This window comes from Streptomyces rhizoryzae (assembly GCF_023155275.1).
Classification (GTDB): domain Bacteria; phylum Actinomycetota; class Actinomycetes; order Streptomycetales; family Streptomycetaceae; genus Streptomyces; species Streptomyces rhizoryzae.
Genome location: NZ_JALMUV010000023.1, coordinates 1 through 25,385 on the forward strand (window position 1 = coordinate 1; position 25,385 = coordinate 25,385).

Annotated in this window: 21 protein-coding genes and 1 pseudogene; 7 read left to right on the forward strand and 15 right to left on the reverse strand. The window is 74.5% G+C overall.

What is annotated here, in order from left to right:
* Positions 1 to 38: 38 nt before the first annotated feature.
* Positions 39 to 551 carry a GNAT family N-acetyltransferase gene (locus MUU72_RS19185; protein WP_248014635.1) on the forward strand — a complete coding sequence of 171 codons (513 nt, stop codon included), beginning with the start codon at positions 39 to 41 and terminating at the stop codon, positions 549 to 551.
* A gap of 363 nt (positions 552 to 914) precedes the next feature.
* Here MUU72_RS19185 and MUU72_RS19190 read toward each other — a convergent pair whose 3' ends face one another.
* Positions 915 to 2,159, reverse strand: a complete 1,245-nt coding sequence (locus tag MUU72_RS19190; RefSeq protein WP_248014543.1) for a cytochrome P450 — start codon at positions 2,157 to 2,159, stop codon at positions 915 to 917.
* 266 nt (positions 2,160 to 2,425) lie between these two features.
* A complete protein-coding gene (locus MUU72_RS35325; protein ID WP_282504303.1) occupies positions 2,426 to 2,824 on the reverse strand; it encodes a cupin domain-containing protein in 399 nt (132 codons plus the stop codon).
* Positions 2,825 to 2,894: 70 nt separating this feature from the next.
* On the opposite strand from MUU72_RS35325, the gene MUU72_RS19200 reads away from it, so the two are divergent.
* Complete coding sequence (locus tag MUU72_RS19200; protein WP_248014544.1) at positions 2,895 to 3,854, forward strand: helix-turn-helix domain-containing protein; 960 nt, start codon at positions 2,895 to 2,897, stop codon at positions 3,852 to 3,854.
* A 243-nt stretch (positions 3,855 to 4,097) separates the two neighbouring features.
* Positions 4,098 to 5,108, forward strand: a complete 1,011-nt coding sequence (locus tag MUU72_RS19205; RefSeq protein WP_248014545.1) for a hypothetical protein — start codon at positions 4,098 to 4,100, stop codon at positions 5,106 to 5,108.
* Between the two features lie 41 nt (positions 5,109 to 5,149).
* On the opposite strand, the gene MUU72_RS19210 is transcribed toward MUU72_RS19205, so the two are convergent.
* From MUU72_RS19210 to MUU72_RS19225, 4 genes and pseudogenes are all read right to left on the reverse strand, one after another.
* Complete coding sequence (locus tag MUU72_RS19210) at positions 5,150 to 6,190, reverse strand: alcohol dehydrogenase catalytic domain-containing protein (RefSeq protein WP_248014546.1); 1,041 nt, start codon at positions 6,188 to 6,190, stop codon at positions 5,150 to 5,152.
* 173 nt (positions 6,191 to 6,363) lie between these two features.
* Positions 6,364 to 6,840 (reverse strand): annotated as a pseudogene (locus tag MUU72_RS19215) (aminotransferase class III-fold pyridoxal phosphate-dependent enzyme); the annotation flags it as partial.
* An 18-nt stretch (positions 6,841 to 6,858) separates the two neighbouring features.
* Positions 6,859 to 7,686, reverse strand: a complete 828-nt coding sequence (locus MUU72_RS19220; RefSeq protein ID WP_248014547.1) for a DUF6309 family protein — start codon at positions 7,684 to 7,686, stop codon at positions 6,859 to 6,861.
* Positions 7,687 to 7,807: 121 nt separating this feature from the next.
* Entirely contained in the window at positions 7,808 to 8,035 is a 228-nt protein-coding gene (locus MUU72_RS19225) for a hypothetical protein (RefSeq protein ID WP_248014548.1), read from the reverse strand.
* A gap of 321 nt (positions 8,036 to 8,356) precedes the next feature.
* Between MUU72_RS19225 and gad the strand changes: the two genes are divergently transcribed.
* Positions 8,357 to 9,805 (forward strand): glutamate decarboxylase, encoded by a 1,449-nt coding sequence (gad, locus tag MUU72_RS19230; RefSeq protein ID WP_248014549.1) that lies wholly within the window; start codon positions 8,357 to 8,359, stop codon positions 9,803 to 9,805.
* Between the two features lie 128 nt (positions 9,806 to 9,933).
* Positions 9,934 to 10,674, forward strand: coding sequence for a DUF4389 domain-containing protein (locus MUU72_RS19235; RefSeq protein WP_248014550.1), 741 nt, complete (start codon positions 9,934 to 9,936; stop codon positions 10,672 to 10,674).
* On the opposite strand, the gene MUU72_RS19240 is transcribed toward MUU72_RS19235, so the two are convergent.
* The 4 genes from MUU72_RS19240 to MUU72_RS19255 form a co-directional block, all read right to left on the reverse strand.
* Positions 10,661 to 11,422 carry a GNAT family N-acetyltransferase gene (locus MUU72_RS19240; protein WP_248014551.1) on the reverse strand — a complete coding sequence of 254 codons (762 nt, stop codon included), beginning with the start codon at positions 11,420 to 11,422 and terminating at the stop codon, positions 10,661 to 10,663. The two genes, MUU72_RS19235 and MUU72_RS19240, sit on opposite strands and share 14 nt — an antisense overlap.
* Before the next feature lie 231 nt (positions 11,423 to 11,653).
* Positions 11,654 to 16,015, reverse strand: a complete 4,362-nt coding sequence (eccCb, locus tag MUU72_RS19245; protein WP_248014552.1) for a type VII secretion protein EccCb — start codon at positions 16,013 to 16,015, stop codon at positions 11,654 to 11,656.
* Positions 16,016 to 16,072: 57 nt separating this feature from the next.
* Positions 16,073 to 16,525: a hypothetical protein gene (locus MUU72_RS19250; RefSeq protein WP_248014553.1), complete on the reverse strand. Its 453-nt coding sequence runs from the start codon at positions 16,523 to 16,525 to the stop codon at positions 16,073 to 16,075.
* 142 nt (positions 16,526 to 16,667) lie between these two features.
* Positions 16,668 to 17,867 (reverse strand): FAD-dependent oxidoreductase, encoded by a 1,200-nt coding sequence (locus MUU72_RS19255; protein ID WP_248014554.1) that lies wholly within the window; start codon positions 17,865 to 17,867, stop codon positions 16,668 to 16,670.
* Between the two features lie 163 nt (positions 17,868 to 18,030).
* Between MUU72_RS19255 and MUU72_RS19260 the strand changes: the two genes are divergently transcribed.
* Positions 18,031 to 18,633, forward strand: coding sequence for a TetR/AcrR family transcriptional regulator (locus MUU72_RS19260; protein WP_248014555.1), 603 nt, complete (start codon positions 18,031 to 18,033; stop codon positions 18,631 to 18,633).
* Positions 18,634 to 18,649: 16 nt separating this feature from the next.
* Here the strand turns inward: MUU72_RS19260 and MUU72_RS19265 are convergent, their stop codons facing one another.
* Positions 18,650 to 19,477, reverse strand: coding sequence for an alpha/beta fold hydrolase (locus MUU72_RS19265; RefSeq protein WP_248014556.1), 828 nt, complete (start codon positions 19,475 to 19,477; stop codon positions 18,650 to 18,652).
* A 329-nt stretch (positions 19,478 to 19,806) separates the two neighbouring features.
* On the opposite strand from MUU72_RS19265, the gene MUU72_RS19270 reads away from it, so the two are divergent.
* Positions 19,807 to 20,250 (forward strand): hypothetical protein, encoded by a 444-nt coding sequence (locus tag MUU72_RS19270; RefSeq protein WP_248014557.1) that lies wholly within the window; start codon positions 19,807 to 19,809, stop codon positions 20,248 to 20,250.
* A gap of 10 nt (positions 20,251 to 20,260) precedes the next feature.
* Here the strand turns inward: MUU72_RS19270 and rodA are convergent, their stop codons facing one another.
* The 4 genes from rodA to MUU72_RS19290 all read right to left on the reverse strand — a co-directional run bounded on the left by rodA (position 20,261) and on the right by MUU72_RS19290 (position 25,359).
* Positions 20,261 to 21,457, reverse strand: a complete 1,197-nt coding sequence (rodA, locus tag MUU72_RS19275; RefSeq protein ID WP_248014558.1) for a rod shape-determining protein RodA — start codon at positions 21,455 to 21,457, stop codon at positions 20,261 to 20,263.
* Between the two features lie 73 nt (positions 21,458 to 21,530).
* Complete coding sequence (locus tag MUU72_RS19280) at positions 21,531 to 22,295, reverse strand: class I SAM-dependent methyltransferase (RefSeq protein ID WP_248014638.1); 765 nt, start codon at positions 22,293 to 22,295, stop codon at positions 21,531 to 21,533.
* Positions 22,296 to 22,603: 308 nt separating this feature from the next.
* Positions 22,604 to 24,253, reverse strand: a complete 1,650-nt coding sequence (locus tag MUU72_RS19285; protein WP_248014559.1) for an APC family permease — start codon at positions 24,251 to 24,253, stop codon at positions 22,604 to 22,606.
* Between the two features lie 200 nt (positions 24,254 to 24,453).
* Positions 24,454 to 25,359, reverse strand: a complete 906-nt coding sequence (locus tag MUU72_RS19290) for a class I SAM-dependent methyltransferase (protein ID WP_248014560.1) — start codon at positions 25,357 to 25,359, stop codon at positions 24,454 to 24,456.
* Positions 25,360 to 25,385 lie beyond the last annotated feature (26 nt).

Here is a 25,385-nt window from a genome sequence, read left to right on the forward strand (position 1 = left end):
CCTCCACCTCCGCCCCCACCTCCGAGAACGGAACTCCCATGGCCACCACCTGGACCACCCGTCCCGAGACTCCCGAGGACGCCACCGCCATCCGTGCGGTCAACCTCGCCGCCTTCCCGGCCGCGGCCGAAGCCGACCTGGTAGACGCCCTGCGCGCCGACCCGGACGCCTGGATCGACGGCCTCTCCCTGGTCTCCGCGGCGCCGGACGGTACCGTCGCCGGGCACGCCCTGCTCACCCGCTGCCACATCGGCGGCCGGCCCGCCCTGGCCCTGGCCCCGTGCGCCGTGCTGCCGGACCATCAGCGCCAGGGCGCCGGGACGGCCGCCGTCCGCGCCGCACTCGACGCCGCCCGCGCCAAGGGCGAGAGCCTCGTGGTGGTCCTCGGCCATCCCGGCTACTACCCCCGGTTCGGCTTCGCCCCTGCCTCCCGCTTCGGCATCCGCGCCCCGTTCGACGTCCCCGACGAGGCGCTGATGGCCCTCACCCTGGACACCTCCCGTCCCGTACCGTCCGGCGTGATCCGCTACCCGGCGGCATTCGGCGTGTGACCGCCTCCGGGCCTCGCCACGCGGTGCCCCGGCGGGCCCCGGCGCATCCGGTGCGCGGCCGCAGGCGGCTTGCGCTCGCTGTAGCCGGCTTGCGGCGCATCCGGCTTGCGGCGGTCGTGCCCGGCTCGGTGCCGCGTCCGGGTTGCGGTGGCCGTACCCGGTTGGCTGCCGTGTCTGACTTACGGCCGTGCCCGGCTCCCGGTGGCCGTGCCGGCTCGCGCCCGCGCATGGCATGCGGTCGTGCCTGGCTGACGGACGTCCCCGGCTCGCTGCCGCGTCCGGGTCATGGCGCCCGCACCTGGCTCGCGCCCCCACCTCGCGGGCGGCCGTGCCCGGCTTGCGGACGTGCCCGGCCGCCGGGCGTCAGTCGGCGTCCCAGGTGACGGGGAGGCGTTGCACGCCATGGAGCGTCAGGTCCGTGCGCGGGGGCACCTCCTCCACAGGTATGGCCAGCCGCAGGGTCGGGAAGCGGGTCAGGAGCGCCGGGAAGGCGACCCGCATCTCGACCCGGGCCAGCTGCTGGCCCAGGCACTGGTGGATGCCGTGGCCGAAGGACAGATGGCCGGTCGCCTTGCGGCGCAGGTCCAGCCGGTCGGGTTCGGGGAAGCGCAGCGGATCGCGGTTGGCGGCCTGCACCGAGAGGGTGACCGACTCGCCGGCCCGGATCAGCTGCCCGGCGAGCTCGACGTCCTCCAGCGCCGTCCGGACGCCGGTGTGCGCGATGGACAAATACCGCATCAGCTCTTCCACCGCCTGGTCGGCGAGACCAGGGTCGGCGCGCAGCGCGTCGGCCTGCTCGGGGTGGGTGAGCAGGGCGAAGGTGCCGAGCGCGAGCATGTTCGAGGTGGTGTCCAGTCCCGCCCCCAACAGGAAGCTGCCTATGCCGGCCAGTTCCTCATCGGTGAGATCGCTGCCGGTCAGATCGCTCAGCAGATCGTCGGTGGGCCGCGCCCGCTTGGCGACGACCAGTTCCCGGACGTACTCCTGGAGCGCGGCCAGGGCGGCGTACTGGTCCTCCAGCGTCCCGTCCGTGCTGCTCGCCGCCAGCGCGTGGTGCTGGAAGCGATCGCGGTCGGCGTAGGGGACGCCGAGCAGTTCGCAGATCATCAGGGCGGGGACGGGGTGGGCGTACGCCGCCACCAGGTCCACCCCCGGGCCCCGGCGCGCCATGGCGTCCAGATGCTCGGCGGTGATCTCCCCGACGCGGGAGGTCAGTTCGCGCATCCGGCGGACCGTGAACTTGCCCGTGAGCAGTCGGCGGTAGCGGGTGTGCTCGGGCGGGTCGATGCCGGTGAGGTCTCCGACCGGGGCCGGCGGGATCGTGGCGCTCTCGGCGCCAGGGAGGGGGAAGGGGATGTGCATCAGCTCGTAGCGCGAACTGAAGCGCGCGTCGGCGGTCACCGCACGGACGACGGAGTAGCCGGTGGCGAGCCAGCCGAGGTGCCCGTCGGGGTAGCGCATCCGGCGGAGCGGCTGCTCCGCGCGCAGCGCCGCCAGCTCGGCGGGCGGACCGAACGGGCACCCGGCGGGTCGTGCGAACGGTAACCCGTCGAGCGGTGCGGGCGAGGGGGACTGTGCGGACGATGCGTGCGATGGTGTGTTCTCCATGGCGTCATGATGGCACACTTTTGGCGCCATGGCGAGTGTCGTGGTGGCGTCGGGTGGGTGAGGTGAAGGGTGGAGCGGCTTTCGGCCGGGCTGAGGGTCGACCGGCAGCGCGTCTGGCGCTGCGCGGTCATTGCGCCACCGTTCTTGTGGTGCCAGGTGGGGTTTTGCTGTGGCGTCCGGTGGCGCCCGGTGGCGCCCAGTGGCGCCTGGTGGTGCCATGGAGGGTTTGTGAGGTTCGGGCGCAGGCGTTCGGTCGCGTCCTGCCGTCAGCCCTCCGGATAGAAGACGAACAAGGTGCACCCCGTCGTCGTCTGCGGTACGTGCCAGGAGCCGGCGGGGGCGTGGAGGAACGAGCCGGCCGGATAGTCCCGTTCGCCGTCGTTGAAGACGCCCGAGACCACGAACACCTCCTCGGGGCCGGGTTCGTGGACGTCGATGCCCTCCCAGTGGCTGCCCGCGTCCATCTCCAGGACCTGGGCCGCGGCGCCGTTCTCCCCGGTCCACAGCGGTCGCAGCCGGATGCCGGGGAACAGTTCGCGGACCGGTGCGTCCGCCACGGCGGACCAGGCGTAACCAGGCGGATTCTGCGCCGGGTTCGGGTCGTTCGGGTCGTTCGGGTTGTCCGGAGTGTTTTGGTTGGCCGGTATGTGCTGGTGCGTTGTCATGGGGTCAGCTTTGCGGGGCGGCGGCGAGCAGCCGAGTGTCAGGAAAGACATCCTGCGGTACTTTTCTGCCATGAATGCCGTCCACCGTGTGGTCGCCCTCGTGCGCCCACCGCAGTCGACCTTCGAACTGGGCTGTGCGGCCGAGGTGTTCGGGATCGAGCGCGGGGGAGTGCCGGTCCGCTACGCCTTCGGGGTGTGCACGGAACGGCCCGGCCCGGTGGCCACCCTCGCCGGGTACGACATGCTCGTGGCGGACGGACTGGCCGCCCTCGACCGCGCCGACACCGTCGTCATCCCCGGGTGGCTGCCCCCGGAGGACCCGCCCTCACCCGCCGTCGTCCAGGCCCTGCGGCGCGCGCACGGGCGCGGCGCGCGGCTGGTCAGCATCTGCTCGGGCGCCTTCGCGCTGGCGCACACCGGGCTGCTGGACGGGCGGCGGGCCACCACCCACTGGGCGCGCGCCGGCCAGCTGGCCGAGCTCTTCCCGGCCGTCCGGGTGGACCCGGACGTGCTGTACGTGGACCACGGCGACCTGGCCACCAGCGCCGGTTCCGGGGCCGGTATCGACCTGTGCCTGCACCTGGTGCGCGCCGACCACGGCGCCGGTTACGCCGCTCAGGTCGCCCGCAGCATGGTCATGCCGCCGCACCGCGAGGGCGGGCAGCTCCAGTACACCGCCCCGCCGCACCCGGTCCAGATGGACGGTTCGCTGGCGCCGCTCCTGGAGTGGATGACCACCCGGCTCGGCGAACCGCTCACCGTCGAGGAACTGGCCGCCAGGGAAGGGTTGTCGGCCCGTACGCTGGCCCGCCGGTTCGCCGACCAGCTCGGCGAGAGCCCCGGGCAGTGGCTGCTCGCCCGGCGCATCGCCGCCTCCCGCGAGCTGCTGGAGTCCACCGACCTGCCCCTGGAGGCCATCGCCCGCCGCGTCGGCCTGTCCTCGGCCACCAACCTCCGCCGCCGCTTCCTGCGGGCCCTGGGGACGACACCGGGCGCCTACCGGAGGGCGTTCCGGGCCGCCGGGGAGTGAGCCGGGCCGCCGGGGGCGAGCCGGCGGGGACGGGGAGCGGCTGTGCGGCTGTGGTGTGATGGAGCGGTGGAGTCGGCGCGGGCCGTCGGACGGAGGCGGCGACGGCGACGGCGACGGAGTCGGGTGGGGACGGGCCTCGCCCAGGGACGCACGGGGCCGCCGGGTGGCGAGCCGGGGCAGGGCGCACGACGTGGCCTGGCTTGTGCGCCGTGTGGTGGGAACGACGGGAGGTTGAGGTTCCGGATGAGTGTGCGGTACTCGGGGGAGCGGGCCGTGGTCCGCTGCGACCAGTGCCCGGGGCGGCCGGTACTGCCCACCCACCGGGAGGAGACCGACCCCCGCCGCTGCGTCCGCTGCCAGGGCGAGCACCGCTGGCTGCCGCAGCCGCACCCCGAGGACCACCTGTGCCGGGTGTGCCGCCGGGAGTGCCCCGACTGCCAGGCGCTGACCCCCGACGGCGGGCGCTGCCGAGCCTGCCGGGGCCTGTGCCGGACCTGCTCGGCGCCGCTGCCGGACCGCGGTCCCGTCGCGGACGCGGTCGTGCACGTCGCTCCGGAACGCCGCAAGGACCACCGCCACCGGTGGGACCGGACCTACTTCGCGCGCACCTGGGACCGGGACCGGTGCGATGCCTGCCAGGAGGCGCCGACCGGGTCCGACCCGGTGCGCACGGTGCTGTCCGCGCTGCCGGACAAGGTGGTCCGGGCCTGCGGCGGCGCGGTGCCGCCCGCCGTCGTCGAGACCGTGCGCAGCGAGCTGTGGCACCGGACCGCCCGCCAGCTGGCCGCCCGGATCGAGCGCCGCTGGTGGTCCGGCTGGGCCGCGCGCCCGCTCAGCCGCCCGGAGACCGCAGACCGGGAGGGCTACCGCCCCGACGACGTCGCCCTGTGGCTGCTGGCCCCCACCCCGTGCGCCGGGGGCTGCGAGGACGGCTGGCGGCCCGCCGGGCGGACCGGTCCGGACGACGTGCCCTGCCCGGTGTGCCGGGGCGGCCGGGTCCCGACCGCGCGGCGCGCCGCGGAGGAGGACGAGGAGCGCGAGCCCGCCACGGCCGCGGACCGGACCACCGCCGAGGCCGTGGCGTACCGGCCGCCGATGCGCGAGTGCCCCGGCAAGGACGGGACCTGCGGCGTACCGGTCGCCGACCCCTACCCTCGGTGCCCGGCCTGCCTCGACTGGCCGTGGTGCGCCTGCCGGCGGCGCCGCTACGACCCGGACCGGGCCACCTGCTGCGCCGCCTGCGCCGCGCGGTGACGGGTTGACGGGGGCGGAGCGGAAAAGGGGGCGCCGGGCCGTCAGCGCGTGCGTCCCGCCTCCGTGTGGGCGAGCACCATCCGGAAGCGCGCGGTGCCGGCGAGCATCTTGCCGTACGCCTCGTTGACCTGCTCCAGCGGCATCGTCTCGACCATCGGGCGGATGCCCTGCCGGACGCTGAACGCCATGGTGTCCTCGATGTCCTGGGCGGTGCCCGACGGATGGCCGCGGACCACCCGGGCCCGCATCAGCAGCTGCGTCGGGCTGATACGCAGCGGCTCGGTGTCGGCGCCGATGACGACCAGTTCGCCGCGGTGGGCCAGTCCGTCCACGGTGGCCGTGATGGCGGCGGAGTTGGCGGCGGTGGCCAGCACCACCTTGGCGCCCCCGAGGGATTGCAGGGCCTCCGCGACGGGGGTGCCGGCGGTGCTGTCGACGTAGTGGTGGGCGCCCAGCTCCTTGGCGAAGTCCGCCTTGTCGGCGCCGCGTGCGATCGCCACCGTCTCGAAGCCCATCGCGGCCGCGAACCGCACGCCCAGGTGGCCCAGGCCGCCCAGGCCCAGCACCGCGACCAGGTCCCCCGGCCGGGCCGCGCTGCGCCGCAGCCCGTTGTACGTGGTCACGCCCGCGCAGGCCATCGGAGCCGCGTCCGCCGCGGACAGCCCGGTGGGGATCCGCGCCAGCGCGTCGGCCGGTGCGAGCACCTCCGCGCCGAAGCCGCCGTCGTACGCCCAGCCCGGCACCTTCAGCTCCTCGCAGACGATGAAGTCGCCCTGCCGGCAGGCCGCGCAGTGCCGGCAGCTGCCGCCGAACCAGCCCACCGCCACCCGGTCCCCGACCTGCCAGCGGCTGTCCGTGCCGTCCCCGACCTCCGCGATGCGCCCGGCGATCTCATGCCCGGTGACCAGCGGGAACTCGATGTCCGGCAGGGCGCCGTCGACGAACATGGCATCGCTGTGGCAGATCCCGCAGGCGTCCACGGCGATCCGGACCTGGTGCGGACCCGGCTGCGGCGTCGTCCGCTCGACGATCTCGAAGGGCGCCCCGGCGGCGCCGACCTGCGCGACTCGGTAGCTGCTCATCTGGCTCTCTCCCCTGTGCCGGCTCGTGCGCTGCCGGTGCAACGGCCTCCTCCCCCCAGGACAGCAGTTCCGGGCCGATCACGCGCGCCGAGGCGGGGGCGGGGCGGGCGCGCCGGCGCGCGGTGGGGCCGCACCCCCGGGGCGCCACCGGGGCGCGGGGCCGGGTCCGCCGCTCAGCGCAGGGCGGGGAACGCCTCGGCGATCACCGCGGCGAGCTCGGTGCGGTGGGCATCCAGGGCGGTGCGCGGGGCCGCCGGGTCGTTCCACGGGCAGACCACGACCTCCTCGACCACGCCGGGCGGGATCCCGTGCGAGTGGGGCAGCCGGGCCGGTGCGTCGTAGGGGCCGACCTCGGCCGCGGAGGGCTTGCTGGAGACCGCGAGGGTGTCGGCCCACCCGTGGTCGTGGCCCTCGAACTTGAGGATCTTGGTGCGGCCGGTGAAGCCCCGGGCGGCCCGGACCGCGCCCTGGACGGCCTCGGAGCCGGAGTTCGCGTACTGAACGAGATCGGCGCACGGCACCAACGCGCAGATCTTTTCGGCCAGTTCGACCTCGGGGACATTGCAGGTGCCGAACATGGTGCCGGTCGCCAGGACACCCGTCAGGGCCTCGGTGAGCAGCGGATGGGCGTGGCCGAGGATCGCGCTGCCGTACGAGAGGAGGAACCGTCAGCGCAGGTCCCCCGGCCGGATTCGATCGCCTTCACCGCCGCCGAGCACGCCGGCGCCGGGCTCACCCGCTCGCTCTCGCTCGACGGCCGCCGGTACGACATCGCCTGCGGCCAGATCGACGTCGGCAACATCACCCCGGTCGGCCGGGAGCAGCCCGCCGTCCGGCAGCCCGACGGGAGCACGCGGGTCGAGCCCACCATGGACGTGCGCCACGTCGTCGACATGGTGGTCGCGACGGCCGGTCTGCCGGTCGGGGTGAACGTCCAGTCGGTGCTGGTCATGCCGAGCGCCATGCCCTACGTCGGCCGGGGCTGGACCGGCCACGTAAGCGGGGATGCGTTCCTCCTCGGGGAGGAGGTGCCAGGCGGCCCAGGCGAGCATGCGGTGCAGGCCGTCGAGGTGGGTGATGCCGTCCTTGACCCGCAGACCCGCGTAGTCCTCCCCGGTGACCGCCCGGGAGCTGAGGAAGAGCGGGGTGGGCGGCGCGGTGCGCTGGTGCAGCAGTTTGGCCCAGCAGACCGGGTTGGTGCGGGCGTAGTCGTCCTGCTGGGCGCGGAGCCGGGCGGCGGCGTCGGCGACGGTCAGCCCGGTCGGCGGGACCAGCTCCCGGCCGCCGCCCTCGCCCAGGTGCCAGGGCAGCATCACACCGAGGACGTCCTGCCGGCTGAGCAGGACCCGGGCCCACCGGCCGAGCAGGCGCTCGGCGTTGCGGACGTGGCCCTCCGCCTCGTCGTTGGTGTTCCCCTCGTGGGCCCGCCGCAGCGGGTGATCGGCGCGGAAGTCCCGCAGGACGGACGCGAAGCTGACGGTTTCCAGGATTCTCATCGTGCCCACTCGGATCGGTCGCGGTATTCGGTGAAGTGATGTTCCGTGAGAAGTTCCGGCCACCGGCCGTGCGCCAGGCCCAGTTCCCTCGCCCGGCGCAGCATGGGGCGCCAGTACGGTTTCACCGGCGCCAGCGGATTCCGGGGGTGTGGCAGGCCGCTATGGAATGTTCCTTGAGGCCGCTGTCCACCCAGTGGTGGGTCTCCGCGATGAGGCGCTCCACCAGTGCGTCGGGAAGAAAAGCGGGAAGGACGAGGTGGCCCCGCTCGGAGAATCGGCCGATCGCGGATCCGTCCGGGGCCGTGGCCCCGGGTATCGCGTCCGCGGTGCTTTCTCGCTCGGTTCTCACCGGGTGCCCCTCCCGTGGAAAGCTTCCGTTGCGCGGAATTTCTTCCCCTTCACCGGATTGCGCGTCACCGGGACTTTCCACACCGGTAAGGCGGCGAAACGGCCGCCTTTACGGAACGCCCAATTCCGGGCTGGCTGGCGCGAAACAGCCGCTGCGGCGGTGGTTTCCCGCCAGCCGCACCAGCGCGGCGCGACCCCACCACCGCCGCACAGCCGCAGCCGTTACCCTGGCCGCCGCGCGCGAACCGGCCCGGCCGGGCGGGAGGCCGACCGGACCGCTCGCCGCACGGACCGGCACGTACCGAGAAGGAGCACGTTCACCATGCCCCTGAAGCGCCCGCACCAGCACCGCGACAGCAGCCGCCACCTCAACGTCAACCCGGTCTTCAGCCGGCAACCGGTCCACGTCCCCCGGTACGAGCTGCCGGCCGGCGGCATGGACCCGGACACCGCCTACCAGATCGTCCACGACGAACTGATGCTGGACGGCAACGCCCGGCTCAACCTCGCCACCTTCGTCAGCACCTGGGCCGAACCGCAGGCCCAGCGGCTGATGGCGGAGTGCGCCGAGAAGAACATGATCGACAAGGACGAGTACCCGCAGACCGCCGAGATCGAGGCGCGCTGCGTGCACATGCTCGCCGACCTCTGGAACGCCCCCGACCCCCACACCGCGGTGGGCTGTTCGACCACCGGGTCGAGCGAGGCGGCGATGCTCGCCGGCCTCGCCCTCAAGCGGCGCTGGCAGCACCGCCGGCGCGCCGAGGGCAAGTCCACCGACCGCCCCAACATGGTCATGGGCATCAACGTCCAGATCTGCTGGGAGAAGTTCGCCAACTACTTCGAGGTCGAACCGCGCTACGTTCCCATGGAGGGCGACCGCTTCACCCTCTCCCCGGAGGAGGCCGTCGCACTCTGCGACGAGAACACCATCGGCGTGGTAGCCGTCCTCGGCTCCACCTTCGACGGCGCCTACGAGCCGGTCGCCGAGATCTCCGCGGCCCTCGACGCCCTCCAGGAGCGCACCGGCATCGACGTACCGCTCCACGTGGACGGTGCCTCCGGCGCGATGATCGCCCCCTTCCTCGACCCCGAGCTGGTCTGGGACTTCCGGCTCCCGCGGGTCGCCTCCATCAACACCTCCGGCCACAAGTACGGCCTGGTCATGCCCGGTGTCGGCTGGGCGCTGTGGCGGGACGCCGAGGCCCTCCCCGACGACCTGGTCTTCCACGTCAACTACCTCGGCGGCGACATGCCCACCTTCGCGCTGAACTTCTCCCGCCCCGGCGCCCAGGTCATCGCCCAGTACTACAACTTCCTGCGGCTGGGCTTCGACGGCTACCGGGCCGTCCAGCGCACCAGCCGGGACGTCGCCACCCGCATCGCCGCCGAGATCGCCGGCCTGGGGCCGTTCGACCTGCTCACCGACGGCAGCCAGCTGCCGGTCTTCGCCTTCCGGGTCAAGGAGGAGATCACCAACTTCACGGTCTTCGACGTCTCCGCCGCCCTCCGCGAACGCGGCTGGCAGGTGCCCGCCTACACCTTCCCCGCCAACCGCACCGACCTCGCCGCCCTCCGCGTGGTCATCCGCAACGGCTTCGGCCACGACCTCGGCGACCTGTTCCTCGACGACCTCCGCCGCGTCCTCCCGCGCCTCCAGGCCCAGCAGCGCCCGCACCGCGACTCCGCCGACGACGGAGCGTTCGCCCACGGCGCGGAGACCAAGCAGTCCGCCCGCGCGGCCATCCCCGAGCAGGCCGTCCGCGGCTGACCCCGCAGGCGGCCGGGCCGGACAGCTGGGCCGCCCGACCCGGGCACCGGTGCCGGACGGCCCTGCCCAGGCCCGTCCGGCACCGGGCACGCTCGCAGGAAGGGGCTCCCCGGAAGGAGCTGACGGCCATGGCGACCATCGCCGAGGAGTACCAGCCGGTCCGGGTCGAGGCGGAGCTGGACGAGCCGCTGTCCCGCTGGCTGTGGGCGGTCAAATGGCTGCTCCTCGTGCCGCACCACGTCCTGCTCACCGCGCTGACCTTCGGCTTCCTGCTCGCCACCGTGCTGGCGTTCCCCGTGGTCCTGTGCACCGGCCGCTACCCCCGCCCGCTGTTCTTCTTCACCACCGGCGTGCTCCGCTGGGCCTGGCGGGTGGCCTACTACTCGTACGGGGCGCTGGCCACCGACCGCTATCCGCCGTTCAGCCTCGGCGCGGCGCCCGGCTACCCCGCCCGGCTCCTCATCGACCGGCCCGAGCGGCTGCCGCGCGGGGTGCTGCTGCCGGTGTCCCGGCTGCGCGCCCTCCCGCAGCTCGCGCTCCTGGTGCTGTTCTGCCTGGCGTTCCGGCTCGTGTGGTGGCTCGGCGGGCTCTCCGCCTTCCTCGCGCTGGTCGTCCTGGTGGTCGTGATCGTCACCTCGCCCGCCGCCGGACTGCTGCGCACCGGGCGCTACCCCCGGCGCCAGTTCGGCCCCGTCGTCGCCTTCGACCGCTGGCTCATCCAGGTCGTCGCCTACACGTTCTTCCTGACGGACGCCTGCCCGCCGCTCCGCCCGGAGGGCGCCGGCCGCCGGCGGCTGCGGAACCGCCTGCGCCACCGGCCACCCCGGCACCGCGCCCCGGCGGGCGCCGGACCGCTCAGCGCCCGCTGATCCGCGCCGCCACGCACGGGTCCTCGTTGCGGTAGCCGAGGCGGGTGTAGAGCCGCTCGGCCGGGGCGTTGTCGGCGAGCTGCCACAGCGTGCAGAAGCCGTACCGGCGCACCGCGTACCGGGTCAGCCACGACGTCAGCGCCGCCCCCAGGCCCTGGCCGCGCAGCGCCGCGTCGGTCGCCACCGACGCCATCAGCGGCGCCCCGCTGTCCCGCAGGCTGCTCAGCGCCCCGCAGGCCACCAGCTGCCCGTCCGCGCCGCGGATCCCCGCCCACAGACTCACGTCCGCCGAACCGGGCCCGGTCGAGTGCGCCGGGCTGTGCTCGGTGAGGAAGGCGAGCAGCTCGCCGTGGTGCGCCGCCTCCAGCGCCACCACCCGGTCCTCCGCCGGGTGGGCCGGCGGCTCGGCGAGCGTCCAGCGGAACACCCATTCCACCGGATCGGACACCACCAGATGGCGGCCGAGCAGCGTCTCGGTGCCCCGCGGTCCGGTGAACTCCCGCACCACGTCCGGGAGTTGGTGGGTGGCGCGGAGGACGAGACCGGCCGCCGCGGTCGGCTCGCCGACGCTCCAGACATGGCCGCGCGGTGCGTCCAGCCAGGCCACCGCGCCGTCGCCGGACCAGCTGATCCGGTCGGCCGGGCGCCGCCGCGCGGCTCCGAAGCGCAGCAGCGCCGAGCCGGCCTGCCGCTCCAGGCCCTGGGTGAACAGGTCCGCGGTCCGGGGGAGAAGAGTCGTCGCCTGCATCGCTCTCTGGGAAGGAATCGCTCACGGGGAGGGGAGGACGGACGGGCAGGTGGACGGCCCGGTTCCGCGCGCGGGGGCACGGTGGAACCGTCGTCCGGAGGATGGGGGTTGTCGGGGGATCCGGTGGTCGCCGCCGCACCCGCGGCGGGCCCGACCGGCCCGGCTGCCCACTGTCGCACACCGCCCCCGGCCCCGCGCAAATCCGCGCCGCAGCACCGCCGTCGCCAGCCGCTAGACCTCCGGCAACCAGGCCGTTTGCACCAGCTGGGCGTCCCGTCTGCGGGTGACGAACCGCGCCCGGCCCGGCGGCAGCCGCATCGGCCGGTGCGGACCGGCCAGCGGCCCCTCCGCGGGCTCGCCGGAGAACAGCAGCGCCTGCGCCCCCATCTCCAGGACGCGCTGCAACACCGGCTCGAAGAGCGCCCGGCCGGCCCCGGACGTACTGCGCGCCAGGACCAGCCGCAGCCCCAGATCCCGGGCGAACGGCAGGTACTCCACCAGCGGCAGGAGCGGATTGCCGGCGGCGGCCGTCACCAGGTCGTAGTCGTCGACGAGCACGAACACGTCCGGCTGGTCGTACCAGCTGCGGTTGCGCAGCTGCTCGGCGGTGACGTCCGGCCCCGGCATCCGCTCGCCGAGCACCTCCGTGAGCGAGCGGACGGACTCCGCGAGCTGCGGGCCGCTGGAGCAGTGGGCCACCAGATGGCCCTCCGGGACGGCCCCCAGCAGCGCCCGTCGGTAGTCGCCGACCAGCAGCACCGCCTCCTGTGGGGTGGACCGCTCGGTGATCTGCCGGGCCAGCAGCCGCAGCAGCGACGACTTGCCGGATTCCGCCTCGCCGTAGACCACCAGCAGCGGGTCCGTCTCGAAGTCGATCCGCAGCGGGCTGAGGGTCGCCTCGTCGATCGCGAACGGGACGGCGGCCCGGCGCTCGGCGGCCGGGGCCGGCAGATCGCCGGCCGGGAACACCGCCGGCAGCATCCGGACCGGCGGTGCCGCCGGTCCCGCCCAGTGCTCACGCACCGACGCGACCAGCGCACCCAGCGCGGGGCCGAGGTTGTCGCTCTCGCTGACGCCGTCGATCCGCGGCAGTGCGGTCAGGAAGTGCGTCCGGTCCGGCGACAGGCCCCGGCCCGGGCGGTCGGCCGGCACGTTGTGCGCCTGCCGGCGGTCGATCTCCGACTCGATCGGATCGCCCAGCCGCAGCTCGACGCGGTTGAGCAGCAGGTCGCGCAGCGCCGGGCGGACCTCGCCGTAGCGGTTGGCGCTGACCACCAGGTGCACGCCGAAGGCCAGACCGCGCCCGGCGATGTCCAGCAGGGCCGGCTCCAGGGGGTCGAAGTCCGCGCGGAACGAGGCGAGCCCGTCGATCACCAGGAAGACATCGCCCCACGGCTCCTCGGCGAACTCCCCGGCGGCCCGGCGCTGCCGGTAGGTGGCGATGGAGTCGAGCGCGTGGGCGCGGAAGAACTCCTCGCGGTGGTCCAGCAGCCCGCCGACCTCCGCGACCGTACGGCGCACCCGGTCGGGATCCAGGCGGGAGGCGACCCCGCCGACGTGCGGCAGCCCCGCGAGGTCGGCCAGTCCGCCCCCGCCGAGGTCCACCGCGTAGAACTGCACCTCGCGCGGGGTGTGGGTGAGCGCGAACGCGGCGATCAGCGTGCGCAGCGCGGTCGACTTGCCGCTCTGCGGGCCGCCCACGACCAGCCCGTGCCCGGCCGCGCCGGAGAAGTCCAGGGGCATCAGCTCCCGACGCTGCTCGAACGGCTTGTCGCACAGCGCCACCGGCACCGCCAGCCGGCCTGCCCAGGAGGACGGGGCCGCCTGGAGCCCGCGCTCGGAGGAGGCGGCCGGCAGCAGCTGGTCCAGGGTCGGCGGCTCGTCCAGCGGCGGCAGCCACACCTGGTGGGCCGGCGGCCCCTGGCCCGCCATCCGCCCGACGAGGACGTCCAGCACGGTGTCGGCCAGCGGGTCGTCGGCGGCGTCCCCGGCGCCCCGGCGCGCCGTCGGCGGGCGGTAGGGGGCCGAGACGTAGGCGCTCTTGAACCGGAGGACGGCGTCCCCGTCGTACCGGAGCAGGGCCGCGCCCGGGGTGCTCGGCAGGTGGTAGGCGTCCGGCACCCCCATCGCGGCGCGCGACTCGGCCGCGGAGAACGTCCGCAGCCCGATCCGGTAGGAGAGGTAGGTCTCCAGACCGCGGAGCCTGCCCTCCTCCAGGCGCTGCGAGGCGAGCAGCATGTGGACGCCCAGCGAGCGGCCGATCCGGCCGATCTGGATGAACATCTCGATGAAGTCCGGCTCGTACGACAGCAGTTCGCTGAACTCGTCGACGATGACGACCAGCGAGGGCAGCGGCTCCAGCGGCAGCCCGGTGGCCCGGGCCCGCTCGTACTCGTAAACGTTGGGGTAGTTGCCCGCGGCGCGCAGCACCTCCTGGCGGCGCTGGAGCTCGCCGCTGAGCGCGTCCCGCATCCGGCCGATCAGCGTGCGGTCGTCGGCGAGGTTGGTGATCACCGCCGCGACGTGCGGCAGCTCGGCCATCCCCGCGAACGTGGCGCCGCCCTTGAAGTCCGCGAGGACGAAGTTGAGCTGCTCGGAGGAGTGGGTGGCCGCCAGCGCCAGGACCAGGGTGCGCAGCAGCTCGGACTTGCCGGAGCCGGTCGCGCCCACGCACAGGCCGTGCGGGCCCATCCCGCCCAGCGCGGCCTCCTTGAGGTCCAGGAAGGCCGGCCGGCCGTCCTGGCCGATCCCGATCGGCACCCGCAGCCGGTCGCCGGGCGCGCGCCGGCCCCAGAACCGCGAGGCCGTGAACGCGCCGGGGTCCCCGATCTCCAGCAGGTCCGCGAAGGACAGCTCCTCCCACGGGGCGGCGGCGGCCGCGGCCGGTGCGTCGGTGGCGTGCGGCGCCCAGCCGCCGCGCACCCGCGCGCCCAGCTCGGCCGCGGCCGACGCCAGGTCGTGCACGGTGGCGGCACCGTCGGTCCGCGGCAGCGCGATGTGCACGTACCGCTTCTCGGCCCGGTCGCTGCAGAGCGCCACCCCGGGCGTGGCCGGTGTCAGCTGGGCGGCCAGCTCCGGGTGGACCAGCGACTCGTCGGGGGAGCTGAGGGCCAGCTCGAAGCGGGTCAGCATGACGTCCAGCAGCGGCCGGGGCAGGGCCGACCAGCGGGAGGTGCTGACCATCAGGTGGACGCCGTGCCGCAGGCCGGTGGCGGCGACACCGCGCAGCGCCACCGCGAGGTCCTGGAAGTTCTCGGCGAACTCCGGCCAGCCGTCGACGAGCAGGAAGAGGTCGGCCACCGGCTGGTCGGTGAGCCGGCCGCGGGCCCGCGCACCGCGGTACGCCTCGATGGAGTCGATCGCCGGCAGCCGCTGGAAGTCGTTCTCCCGGCGGGTGTTGAGTGCCACCGCCTGCGCGACCATCCGGTGGACCCCGTCCGGGTCCTGGCGCCGGGCCAGGCCGCGGACGTGCGGCAGGTGCTTGAGCCGGTGCAGTCCGCCGCCGCCGAAGTCGATGCAGTGGAACTCGACCTCGTGCGGGGTGTGGGTGAGCGCGAGGGAGGTCACCAGGGTCTGGAGCAGCAGGGTCTTGCCGCTGCGCGGCCCGCCGGCCACCGCCACGTGCCCGGCGCCGCCGGAGAGGTCCACGTAGTGGGTCTGGACCCGGCGGCCCTCGGTGCGGTGCGAGCGGCCCACCGGGGCGATCAGCCGGCCGTTCTCCCGCCACTCCACGGCCGCCAGACCGCGGTCGGGGGTCACCGCCAGCGGCGGCAGCAGCTGGTCGACCGTGGCCGGTGCGGACGGGCCGCCGGACTCGGTGAGGCCGTGGAAGGGCCGGTGCGCGTGCGGGGACGCCTTGGACAGCCGCAGCCGGGTGCCGCCCTGGATGTCGCTGCCGAAGAAGGTGGGCTTCTGCTCGTGGGTGCGCGCGACGGTGTCGGCCACGTACTGGTAGAGCTCCTGCGCGGTGACCCAGCCGTCCTCGTCGAGATCGGCGCGGCCGGTGCTCAGCCCCTCGATCACGGCGCGGGTGAAGACCGAACTCCACTCGGCCGGGCCGCCGCCCGGTATCTCGTCCTCCAGGGCCTCCTGGACGGAGTCGGCGGCGGTGATCACATAGCTGCCGCGGTGGTCCACGAACTGCCGCGGGATGTCGTCCGCGTCCGCGCCGCCCTTGGACTTGCCGAACGCGCCCGAGAAGCAGCAGTCCAGCAGCGCGATCTTCTGCCGGGCCCGGCTGTACTCCATCGACTCCTTGATGAACTCCGCGGAGACCGCGCTGGACCGCACCGTCTCCCGCACCGTCCGCACGGTCGCGAAGTGCAGCCGCCCCCGGCCGTCCTTCAGCCCGTGGCAGGAGAGGTAGACCAGGGCGAGATCCACCCCGCGGTCCTGGAAGAGCCGCTCGACGGCCGCCTCGATGACCTCCTTGGACTCGTCGACCAGCACCTGCACGGAGTCGAACTGGCCGATGTCCGGGTCCTCCAGGAGCGCCGCGAGCTTGCGGGCGTCCTGGACCGGTGAGCGGAGCTGGGGCAGGGAGTCGTCGAGATAGCGCTCGGTGGCGATCAGCAGGGCGCGGCGATCACCCACGGGGGCCTCCCGGGGTGCGCGGCGCCCGGCCGGGCCGTGCGCGGTCCGGCCGCCGCATCAGGAGTCTCCCGCGGGGCCCTCCAGCGCCGCGGGCCGCACCGCCGCCGGGCGCGGTGCGTCGCCCGCCGACGGGTCCGCGCCGGCGGCCACCGCCTGGATCCAGGCGTCCACCGCCGCGTCGGTGGTCCGCTTCGACGCCCCCTGGAGCTCCAGCCGGTGCTCGCCGCTCACCAGCACGGCCTTGCGGGCACCGGTGCGCCGGATCACGTCCTGTACGACGCGCGTCACCGACCGCAGGACGGCGACCGAGAAGCCGCCGCCGAGCACCAGCGTGCCGACCGACTCCAGCAGTCCGCTCTTGCCGCCGGCCGCACCGGCCTGCCGGGGCCGGGCGACCTCCGGCACCTCCAGCTGCCGCAGCTCGTCCGCCAACTGGCGGGTGAGTGCGTCCAGTTCCTCGTCGTCGGCGTCGTCGTGCACGACGACGGTGACGTCCCCCGTGATCGTCATGGCCCACCTTTCGCGTCCTCGCAGGATACTAGAGCCATCCCGGCCCGGAGCGGGCTGTGGAAATGTCTCAACACTGCTGCGGACGCGGGACAGTTGGGCGTCCGGGGCGGGCGGCGGCCGGCGGGCGGTCGCCGGCCCGGTGTCAGACGGTGCGCATGCCCGGCATCTCCGGGAAGTGCAGCGCGGTCTCGCCGGTCGGCGGCAGCAGGTGGGCCAGGCCCTCCGCGCACGCGGCGGCGGTCTCGGCCGCACGCGGCAGCATCACCCTCTCGTAGGCGCGCACCGCGTCCTCCAGGGACGCCTCGGTGACCAGCGCCCGGGCGAGTTCGAGGCCGTCCTGCATGGCGAGGTTGGCGCCGACGCCGAGCGGCGGCATCAGATGGGCGGCGTCGCCGAGCAGCGTCAGGCCGGGCACGGACTCCCAGGTGTGCGGTACGGGCAGCGCGTGCAGCGGACGGCTGATGTAACCGCCGTCCCCGCTCCGCACCAGCGCGAGCAGGCTCTCGTCCCAGTCCGCGTAGCGCGCCAGCAGATACTCCCGGACCGCTCCGGGATCGGTCAGGTCGAGACCGGCGTGCCAGTCCTCGGGGGCGCGGAAGGCGGCGTAGACCCGGATGCGGCCGTCGCCGTTCCGCTGGGCGAACAGCGCCTGGCCGCCCTCCTTGGCCATCAGGGAGCCCGGGCCCACGAGGCGGGCCAGGTCGGGGTGGCGGCGGTCGCAGTCCTCGACGTACGACTCGACGAAGGTGACGCCGGTGTACCAGGGCTGCACGCCGGTGACCGCGGCGCGGACCCGCGACCAGGCCCCGTCGGCCCCGATGACCAGGTCGAAGTCCTCGGTGCGGCCGTCGGCGAGGGTCACCCGGGAGGTGCCGCCGCCCAGCGGGGTGACGGTCTCCACGGCGGCACCCCAGCGCACGGTGCCCGCGGCGAGGGAGCCCAGCAGCAGGTCGCGGAGCCGGCCGCGGTCGATCTCCGGCCGGGGCTCCGCGCCGTCCTCGGGCACCAGGTGCTGCACCATCGCGCCGGTGCGGTCCAGCAGGCGGTACTCCTGTCCCTCGGGCCGGGCCAGCGCGCTGAACTGCTCGAAGAGTCCGCAGGCGCGCAGCGCCTCCTGGCCGCTTTCGGGGTGGATGTCGAGGCTGCCGCCCTGCGTGCGGGCGGTGGGCGAGGACTCGCGCTCCAGGACGGTGACGGGCAGCCCGTGCCGCTCCAGGACGCGGGCGCAGACCAGGCCGCCGAGGCCGCCCCCGGCGATCGCGATCCTGGGCGGCCGGCCGTCCCCGGGACCGGGCAGGTGGCCGGAGCGGTCGGCGGGCGGGTGTGCGGACGTGTTGGACATGAGGAATCACCCCGTGGGGAAGCAAAAAGCGGTCTGGGAAGGGCCGGACAACGGACGGCGCCGGAGCGGCGCGGCGGCCCGCACTCAGAGAAACACACCGCACCGTAAAAGTGCAACGGCTAAACTTTCTTAGCGGCTCAACCATGGCGGGTAGGATGGCCCCATGGACGAGACGATGGGGCGCCGCGCGCGCAAGAAGGCCCGCACCCGCCAGGCCCTGGCGGACGCGGCGCTGGAACTGTTCCTGGAGCGCGGCTACGACGCCGTCGGTGTCCGGGAGGTGGCCGAGGCGGCCGATGTGTCGGTGACCACGCTGTTCAAGCACTTCCCCAGCAAGGAGGCGCTGGTCTTCGACCTCGACGAGGACCTGGAGGCGGGGATGGTCGCCGCGGTCCGCGACCGGGCGCCCGACTGCTCCGTCCTGGACGCCCTGTGCGCGCACCTGGTGCGCACCCGGCTGTGCCTGCACAGCGGCGAACCGGACGTCCGCGCCTTCTACGCGATGGTCGAGGCGACCCCGGCGCTGCGGGAGTACCAGGACCGGATGTGGCTGCGGCACGAGACCGCGCTGGCCGCCGTGCTCGCCGAGGCCGCCGGCGCCCCGGAGGGCGACCTGCGGTCCGTGGCGCTGGCCCGCTTCGCCCTGGAGGCGCCGCAGCTGGTCCGCGGCGCCGAGGACCCCGAGGCCGCCATGCGCGAGATCTTCGGCCTGCTGGAACGGGGTTGGGACGGCGGCGGACAGGCGCCGCCGGACCGGCGGGCCTGACGCGCCCCCGGCGGCGTCATCCGTCCAGGAAGTCCAGCAGGTCCCGGTTGAAGCGCTCCTTGTCCCCGGGCACCAGCGCGATGCCGTGGGAGCCGCCCTCGTAGACCCTGAGGGTGGCGTCCGGGACGATCCGCGCCGTCTTCCGGCCGGTGGCGTCGAGCGGCACGATCTGGTCGTCGTCCCCGTGCACCACGAGCGTGGGGATGTCGAACGCCCTCAGGTCCTCGGTGAAGTCGGTCTCCGCGAACGCCGTCACGCAGTCCACGCCCGCCTTGGCGCTCTGGTGCATCGCCATGAACCAGAACGCGTCCTTGTTGCCCTGGGTGGCCCTGGTGCCCGGCCGGTTCGCGCCGAAGAACCCCTCGGCGGTGTCCCGCCAGAACTGCGACCGCTCGGCGCGGATGCCGTTCCTGAGCTGTTCGAAGACCTCCGGCGGTACGCCCTCGGGGTTGGTGTCCGTACGGAGCATCAGTGGCGGGATCGCCGAGAGCAGCACCGCACCGCGGAGCCGGGCGGTGCCGTGCCGCCCGATGTAGCGGGCGAGTTCGCCGCCGCCCATGGAGTGCGCGACCAGGGTCACCTCGCGCAGGTCGAGCGCGGTGATCAGGTCGGCCAGGTCGTCCGCGAAGGTGTCGAAGTCGTAGCCGTCCCATGGCTGTTCGGAGCGGCCGTGCCCGCGGCGGTCGTGGGCGATGCCGCGGTAGCCGTGGCCGGCCACGCACGCCATCTGGTCGTCCCAGGCATCCGCGTTCAGCGGCCAGCCGTGCAGGAAGACGACCGGGCGGCCGGTGCCCCAGTCCTTGTAGTGGAGCCGGACTCCGTCCCGCGTGGTCACGGTGGGCATGGCGCGGCCTCTCTTCCCTCACGGTCTGGTCCCAGAGCCATCCTGCGGCCCCGCGGACGCCCCGCAACGCGGGCCGGGCGACCGGGCGCACCGGGCCGCCGGACGGGTGAGGCGGCCCGCTCCGGCCGGCGCCGGGCGGGCCCGACCCCGAGGCCCGGTCCCGGAGCCCGTACGGGTCGGCCCCGATCCGCCCCTGACGCGGAGCGCCGCGGAAAGTCGTCCGCGGGGGCGAGGACCGGGCCGTCCGGCGGCCCGATCCTGGAAGCGTCCGGCCGGAGGCGCGCCGCTCCTCCGGCAGCCAACCCGCCCACGACGTAAGGATGACGACCATGAACGCCCGGAGCGCGCACCCCACCGCGGTTCCCGTCGAAGCGGTGCGGCACCCGCGCAGCGTCACCGCCCTGCGCGGCGTCCGGCTGCTGGTCGGCGGCTACCTCGCCCTCAGCGTGCTCACCCTCGTGGCGATCTACCTGCTCCGGGGTGACGCCGCCGCCGTGAACGACGCGGTGTGGGTGCGCGCCGGTATCGTCGCCGTCAGCGCCCTGCTGACCTTCGTCTTCGCCGTCCGGGCGGCCCGCGGCTCGCGGGGCGCCTACCGGCGGCTGCGGATCGTCGCCGCGGTGATGACGGCGGCCATCGCCGTGATCATCGCGGTCCCCGGGCCGTTCCCGCTGTGGCTGAAGATCGAGCAGGGGGTCTGCGGGCTCGCGCTGCTGGGCGTGCTGGTCCTCGCCAACGGCCGCCATCTGCGCGGGGTGTTCGCCGCGCGGTAGGCGCCGGCCGTCAGGCCGACATCACCCGCTGCGCCTTTATCGACTGGAGCAGGCCGACGGCGGCCCAGCCGGCGAACATCGACGAACCGCCGTAGCTGACGAACGGCAGCGGCAGCCCGGTGACCGGCATGATGCCGAGGTTCATCCCGATGTTCTCGAACGCCTGGAAGGCCAGCCAGCCGACGATCCCGGCGGCGACGACCGTGCCGTACAGGTCCGGGCACTGCCGCGCGATGCGGCAGGCCCGCCAGAGCACCACCCCGATGAGGACGATGATCAGGCCCGCGCCGAGGAAGCCCAGCTCCTCGCCGGCGACCGAGAAGACGAAGTCGGTCTGCTGCTCGGGCACGAACTGCCCGTTGGTCTGGGCGCCGTGGAAGAGTCCGGAGCCGGTCAGCCCGCCGGCGCCGATGGCGATCCGGGCCTGACTGGTGTTGTAGCCGACGCCCGCCGGATCGAGCTGGGGGTCGGCGAACGCCGCGAACCGGTTGATCTGGTACTGGTCCAGCAGGTGGAACTGCCAGACCGCCAGGCAGCCGGCCAGTCCGGCCCCCAGCAGGCCCAGGATCCACCGCTTCGGCGCCCCCGCCGCGGCCAGCATGCACAGCACGATCGCCGCGATCCCCAGGACCTGCCCCAGGTCGGGGGTGAGCAGGATCAGCACCGCCGGCAGGCCGCCCAGGGCCAGCGCCCGGACGATGCCCCGCCGGTCCGGCGCGGTCAGGTCGCCGGCGTCCACCCGGGTGGTGAGGGCCACCGCCATGGCGAGCACGATGGCGACCTTGACGAACTCGGCGGGCTGCACCGACATCCCGCCGCCGATCACGATCCACCGCCGGGAGCCGTTGATGGTCGCGCCGACCGGTGTCAGCACCAGCGCCACCAGCAGCACCGTCACCGCGTACAGGACGGCGACGGTGTCGCGCAGGCGCCGGTGCCCGTACCAGAGGGTCAGCGCGCCCAGCGCAAGGCCGATCCCGGTGTTGACGACGTGCCGCACCACGAAGAAGTACGGGTCGCCCTGGTTGAGTTCCATCCGGCCGCGGGTCGCGGAGAAGACCAGCAGTGCGCCGATCCCGGAGAGCGCGAAGGCCGCGCCGAGCAGTATCCAGTCGAGCCGGCGGACCAGCGACCCGCGCCCGAGCATCCGGCCCCAGGCCGATTTGGCGCGCGTGGTCCCGCGCACGGGGAAGCTGACCGCGGTCATCCTGGCCTCCTGTACGGACCGACCCGTGACGGTCGACGACAGCCCGACAGTACTCCCAAGACTTGCGCAACTGCTAAAGCATGCGGTGTGTCGGTGCGGGAGGCCGCCGGAACAGCGCCGTCCACAGGAACGGTTCGCCGAACCACTCCGACTCCGGCGGCTCGTCGCGCATCCGGCGCAGCTCCACCTCGGTCAGGCCGGCGAAGATGCCGCGCAGCGCCTCCGGGGTGTACGCCAGGCCCCCCTCCAGCCGGGACCGCCGGTAGAAGGCGGCGTCGGGCAGCTCGGACCCCATCTCCCCGGCCGCGAAACAGGTGAGGCCGAAGTGGCCGCCGGGGGCCAGCACCCGGTCGAGCAGGGCCAGGTAGCTGATCCGGCGGTGCGGCGGCAGGTGGTGGAAGCACCCCGAGTCGTAGACCAGGTCGTACGGGCCGCTCAGCGGACCGCCCGGGCCGGTGAGGCCCCCGAAGGCGTCCCCCCGGTGGAAGCGGACCCCGGTGGCCCCCGCCGCCCGCGCCCGGTCCCCGGCCCAGGCGACGGCGGCCGGGGAGAGGTCCACGGCGTCCACCGTGAAGCCCAGCGCGGCCAGGTGCAGGGCATTGCGGCCCGGACCGCAGCCCAGGTCCAGCGCCCGGCCGGCGGGCACCAGCCCGCGGGCCACGTACGAGACGAGGTTCTCGTCCGGTGCGGCCGCGAAGAACGGCACCGGCCGGCCGCGGTCGGCGTAGAAACCGTCCCACCAGCCGGCCGCCCCCGCCGTCCAGCGGTCCGCCTCCGGCGCGAACAGGCCGTCCAGCAGCCGGAGTACGTCCTCCACCGTCCGGATGTCCCGTTCCACCCGCACCCTGCCACCGGTCCGCTCCGGCTCCGTGGTCCCGTCCTCCGTGCGCATCCCGCCCCCTCGTCCGGTCTCCGGCGCCGCCGACCGGCGCCGCCGTCCCTGCGAGGGTAGGACGGAACGGGGCATCTGCCCAGGTCAGCAGTGCTGCGCCGATGCTCCCTCCGGCCGCCTGGCGCCCTGCCGGGGCGGCCGACGGCCGATCCCCCGCACCACCGCCGGAACCACCGGCGCACACCCCGCCCGGCCCCGCCACGGGGCTTCTCCCGGCCGAGCCGGGGCCGCTTTCCGTACCGGCCGGCCGGCGCTCAGCCCCCGGGCACCACTTCCACCGACCCGATGTACTCCTGCGTCTCCGCGGCCGGCAGCCGTACCGCCTGCGCCCAGAAGTAGATGACGAGGCTGAACGCCGCGATCAGCGCCATGTCCCACCACAGCGGAAGGGCGTCCGTCGCCCCGCAGTGCACCCGGGACGCCGGGCCGGTGCTGCAGAAACCGCCCTGCCAGGAGATCACGCCCATCCCGAGCAGGTAGACCGGCAGCCACTGCGCGCTCCGCCAGTCCAGGTGCGGCACCTTCGGGTTGAGGTGCAGCAGCGCCGAGGCGCCGAGCAGCAGGTAGCCCAGGACGATCGCCACGCCCAGCCGCCACAGCGTGTCCCACCCCGCCCAGTAGATGATGAAGTTGGCGACGATGAAGGCCACCGGCGCCCAGAACAGCCCGCCGGGCAGCCGGTACGGGCGCGGTCGGTGCGGATCCTGCTTCCGCAGGCAGCCGAAGGCGAGCGGGGCCCCGGCGTACATCAGCACGCTCGCCGAGGTCACGAACCCCACCAGCTTCTGCCAGGTGGGGAACGGCAGGAAGACGACCAGCCCGATGGCGAACGCGGTCAGCAGCCCGAGCCACGGCACCCCGCGCCGGGTGGTGCGCTCGAACGCCGCCGGCACATAGCCGTTCCGGGACAGCCCGTACGCCACCCGGGAAGTGGCGGTCACGTAGATCAGGCCCGTCCCGGACGGCGAGATCACCGCGTCGATGTAGAGGAGGGTCGCCAGCCAGCCGAGCCCGATGGTGCCGGCCAGACCGGCGAACGGGCCCGCCTTGCCGCTGAACGACAGGTCCGCCCACCCGCCGTGCGCGAACGCGCTGTGCGGCAGCGCCCCGATGAACACCACCTGGAGCGCCACGTACACCAGCACGCCGATGACGATCGAGCCGATGACCGCCCGCGGGATGTCCCGCGCCGGGTCGCGGCTCTCGCCCGCCAGCTGGTCCGCCTGCTCGAAGCCCAGCAGGGCGAAGATGATGCCGCTGGTGCTGATCGCGGAGAGCACGCCCTTGGCGCCGAACGGCGAGAAGCCCTGGTAGCCGAAGTTGCCGGGGTGGAAGACGGCGGCGCCCATCACCACGATGGTCAGGACCGGGACGGCCACCTTCCACCAGGTCGCCACGCTGTTGGTGTGCGCCAGCCACCGGATGCCGAAGAAGTTCACCACCACGAAGAACGCCATGAAGGCGACCGCCAGGCCGTAGCCGGCCGGGGTGAGGTGGTTCTTGCCGGTCTGCACCCAGGGGACGTGCACGCTCAGGTAGTTGAGGGACGCCAGTACCTCGATCGGCGCCACGGTCACCGCCTGGAGCCAGGAGAACCAGCCGAACGACGCGCCGGCCGCGCTGCCGAACGCGTAGTGCGGGAAGCGCGCCGTACCGCCCGCGACCGGGTACATCGCGCCCAGTTCGGCGTGCACGAAGGCCAGGATGACGATGGCGACGGCCCCGATGCCCCAGGAGACCAGCGCCGCCGTACCGGCCGCCTGCGCCGCGAACAGCGCGCCGAACAGCCATCCGGAACCGATGATGGACCCCTCGGAGGTCCAGATCAGCCCCACCAGCCCGATGTGCCGTTTCAGGCCGGGATTCCGGGGCGCTGCCGGGGCGGGCGGTCGGTACATCTCCATGGGGCGGGCCCTCGTTCGTTCGGCCGCGAGCGGTGCGACGGGTGTGGCGGGTGCGGGTGCGGGTGCGGGTGCGGGGGAGGGGCGGGGCGCCGCGCCCGGCGGAACATTCCGGGCAGGTGTCCCTTTTGTCGCACCACTCTAGGAAGCGGGGCCGGAGGGAGTGGGGGCGCCGCGCCGGACCGCCCGCCCGGCCCGCCCGGTCACTGCGGCCGCGACCGCGGGCTCGGGCCCGGGAGGCCCGCGGGGTGCGGGGACGGCGCGGGGGCGGGCGTGGTGGCCGGGGGGAAGGTGCCCGCGCCGCCGGGCGGGGCGACCTCCACCCCGGACTCGTCCAGACCGGCCGTCCACGCGATACCGGCGATGCTGAGCGCGAGCGCCAGACACAGGCCGATGGCCCCGTACGGGACGCGCCGCTGCCGCCCGCCCGCGCTGCCGCTCTCCCGCATACCCCGCCCGCCCTCCCGTGGACCGCCCGCCACTCGGCGTGCGCACCATCTTCCCGTGGCGCGACGGGAGTTGGCCATCACCCGTCGGGGTAGCGGCGGCGGCCCGGCCGGGTCAGGGCCGGACGGCGTGCAGGACGCGCAGGCCCCGCGGCCCGGTCCGGTCCTGCCGGACCTCCAGAGCCCGGCGTCCGCGCACCGCTCGGCCAGCCACGGCGCCGCGATGCGCAGCTTCGGACAGCTGCCGGCGCGCAGCTCCCAGACCGTCTCCGTCCGGGTGTGCAGCAGGTCGTGGACCTGCACGGTGTCCTCGTCGGTGTACTCCAGGAAGCAGGTCAGCCCCCGGTCGTCGGTGCTCCGGACGGGGAGGAAGCGGTCGGCGCCGCGGAGTTCCGGGGTGAGGTCGCGGTAGGTGGCGACGAAGTGGCCGCCGGGGCGCAGCGCGCGGGCCACCTCGTGCGGCAGGCGCGTGACGTCCGCCTCGGCGGGCAGGTGGGGCAGCGTGTCGCCCAGGCACGCGATGGCGCTCACCGATCCCGCGGGGGCCGCCTCGGGGAGGGCGTGGCGCAGGTCCCGGCGCAGCGGGCGGACCGCGTCCGGGGCGCCGCCGGCCCGGGTGTGCGCCGCGGTCAGCTCGGCCGGCAGCCGGTCGCTGGTGTCCACCGCGACGACGGGGGAGAAGTGGCCAG

Coding starts and splice junctions, on each gene's coding strand:
- MUU72_RS19185 (WP_248014635.1), top strand. CDS start 39: ATGGCCACCACCTGGACCACCCGTCCCGAGACTCCCGAGGACGCCACC.
- MUU72_RS19190 (WP_248014543.1), bottom strand. CDS start 2,159: ATGGAGAACACACCATCGCACGCATCGTCCGCACAGTCCCCCTCGCCC.
- MUU72_RS35325 (WP_282504303.1), bottom strand. CDS start 2,824: ATGACAACGCACCAGCACATACCGGCCAACCAAAACACTCCGGACAAC.
- MUU72_RS19200 (WP_248014544.1), top strand. CDS start 2,895: ATGAATGCCGTCCACCGTGTGGTCGCCCTCGTGCGCCCACCGCAGTCG.
- MUU72_RS19205 (WP_248014545.1), top strand. CDS start 4,098: ATGAGTGTGCGGTACTCGGGGGAGCGGGCCGTGGTCCGCTGCGACCAG.
- MUU72_RS19210 (WP_248014546.1), bottom strand. CDS start 6,190: ATGAGCAGCTACCGAGTCGCGCAGGTCGGCGCCGCCGGGGCGCCCTTC.
- MUU72_RS19220 (WP_248014547.1), bottom strand. CDS start 7,686: ATGAGAATCCTGGAAACCGTCAGCTTCGCGTCCGTCCTGCGGGACTTC.
- gad (WP_248014549.1), top strand. CDS start 8,357: ATGCCCCTGAAGCGCCCGCACCAGCACCGCGACAGCAGCCGCCACCTC.
- MUU72_RS19235 (WP_248014550.1), top strand. CDS start 9,934: ATGGCGACCATCGCCGAGGAGTACCAGCCGGTCCGGGTCGAGGCGGAG.
- MUU72_RS19240 (WP_248014551.1), bottom strand. CDS start 11,422: ATGCAGGCGACGACTCTTCTCCCCCGGACCGCGGACCTGTTCACCCAG.
- MUU72_RS19250 (WP_248014553.1), bottom strand. CDS start 16,525: ATGACGATCACGGGGGACGTCACCGTCGTCGTGCACGACGACGCCGAC.
- MUU72_RS19255 (WP_248014554.1), bottom strand. CDS start 17,867: ATGTCCAACACGTCCGCACACCCGCCCGCCGACCGCTCCGGCCACCTG.
- MUU72_RS19260 (WP_248014555.1), top strand. CDS start 18,031: ATGGACGAGACGATGGGGCGCCGCGCGCGCAAGAAGGCCCGCACCCGC.
- MUU72_RS19265 (WP_248014556.1), bottom strand. CDS start 19,477: ATGCCCACCGTGACCACGCGGGACGGAGTCCGGCTCCACTACAAGGAC.
- MUU72_RS19270 (WP_248014557.1), top strand. CDS start 19,807: ATGAACGCCCGGAGCGCGCACCCCACCGCGGTTCCCGTCGAAGCGGTG.
- rodA (WP_248014558.1), bottom strand. CDS start 21,457: ATGACCGCGGTCAGCTTCCCCGTGCGCGGGACCACGCGCGCCAAATCG.
- MUU72_RS19285 (WP_248014559.1), bottom strand. CDS start 24,253: ATGGAGATGTACCGACCGCCCGCCCCGGCAGCGCCCCGGAATCCCGGC.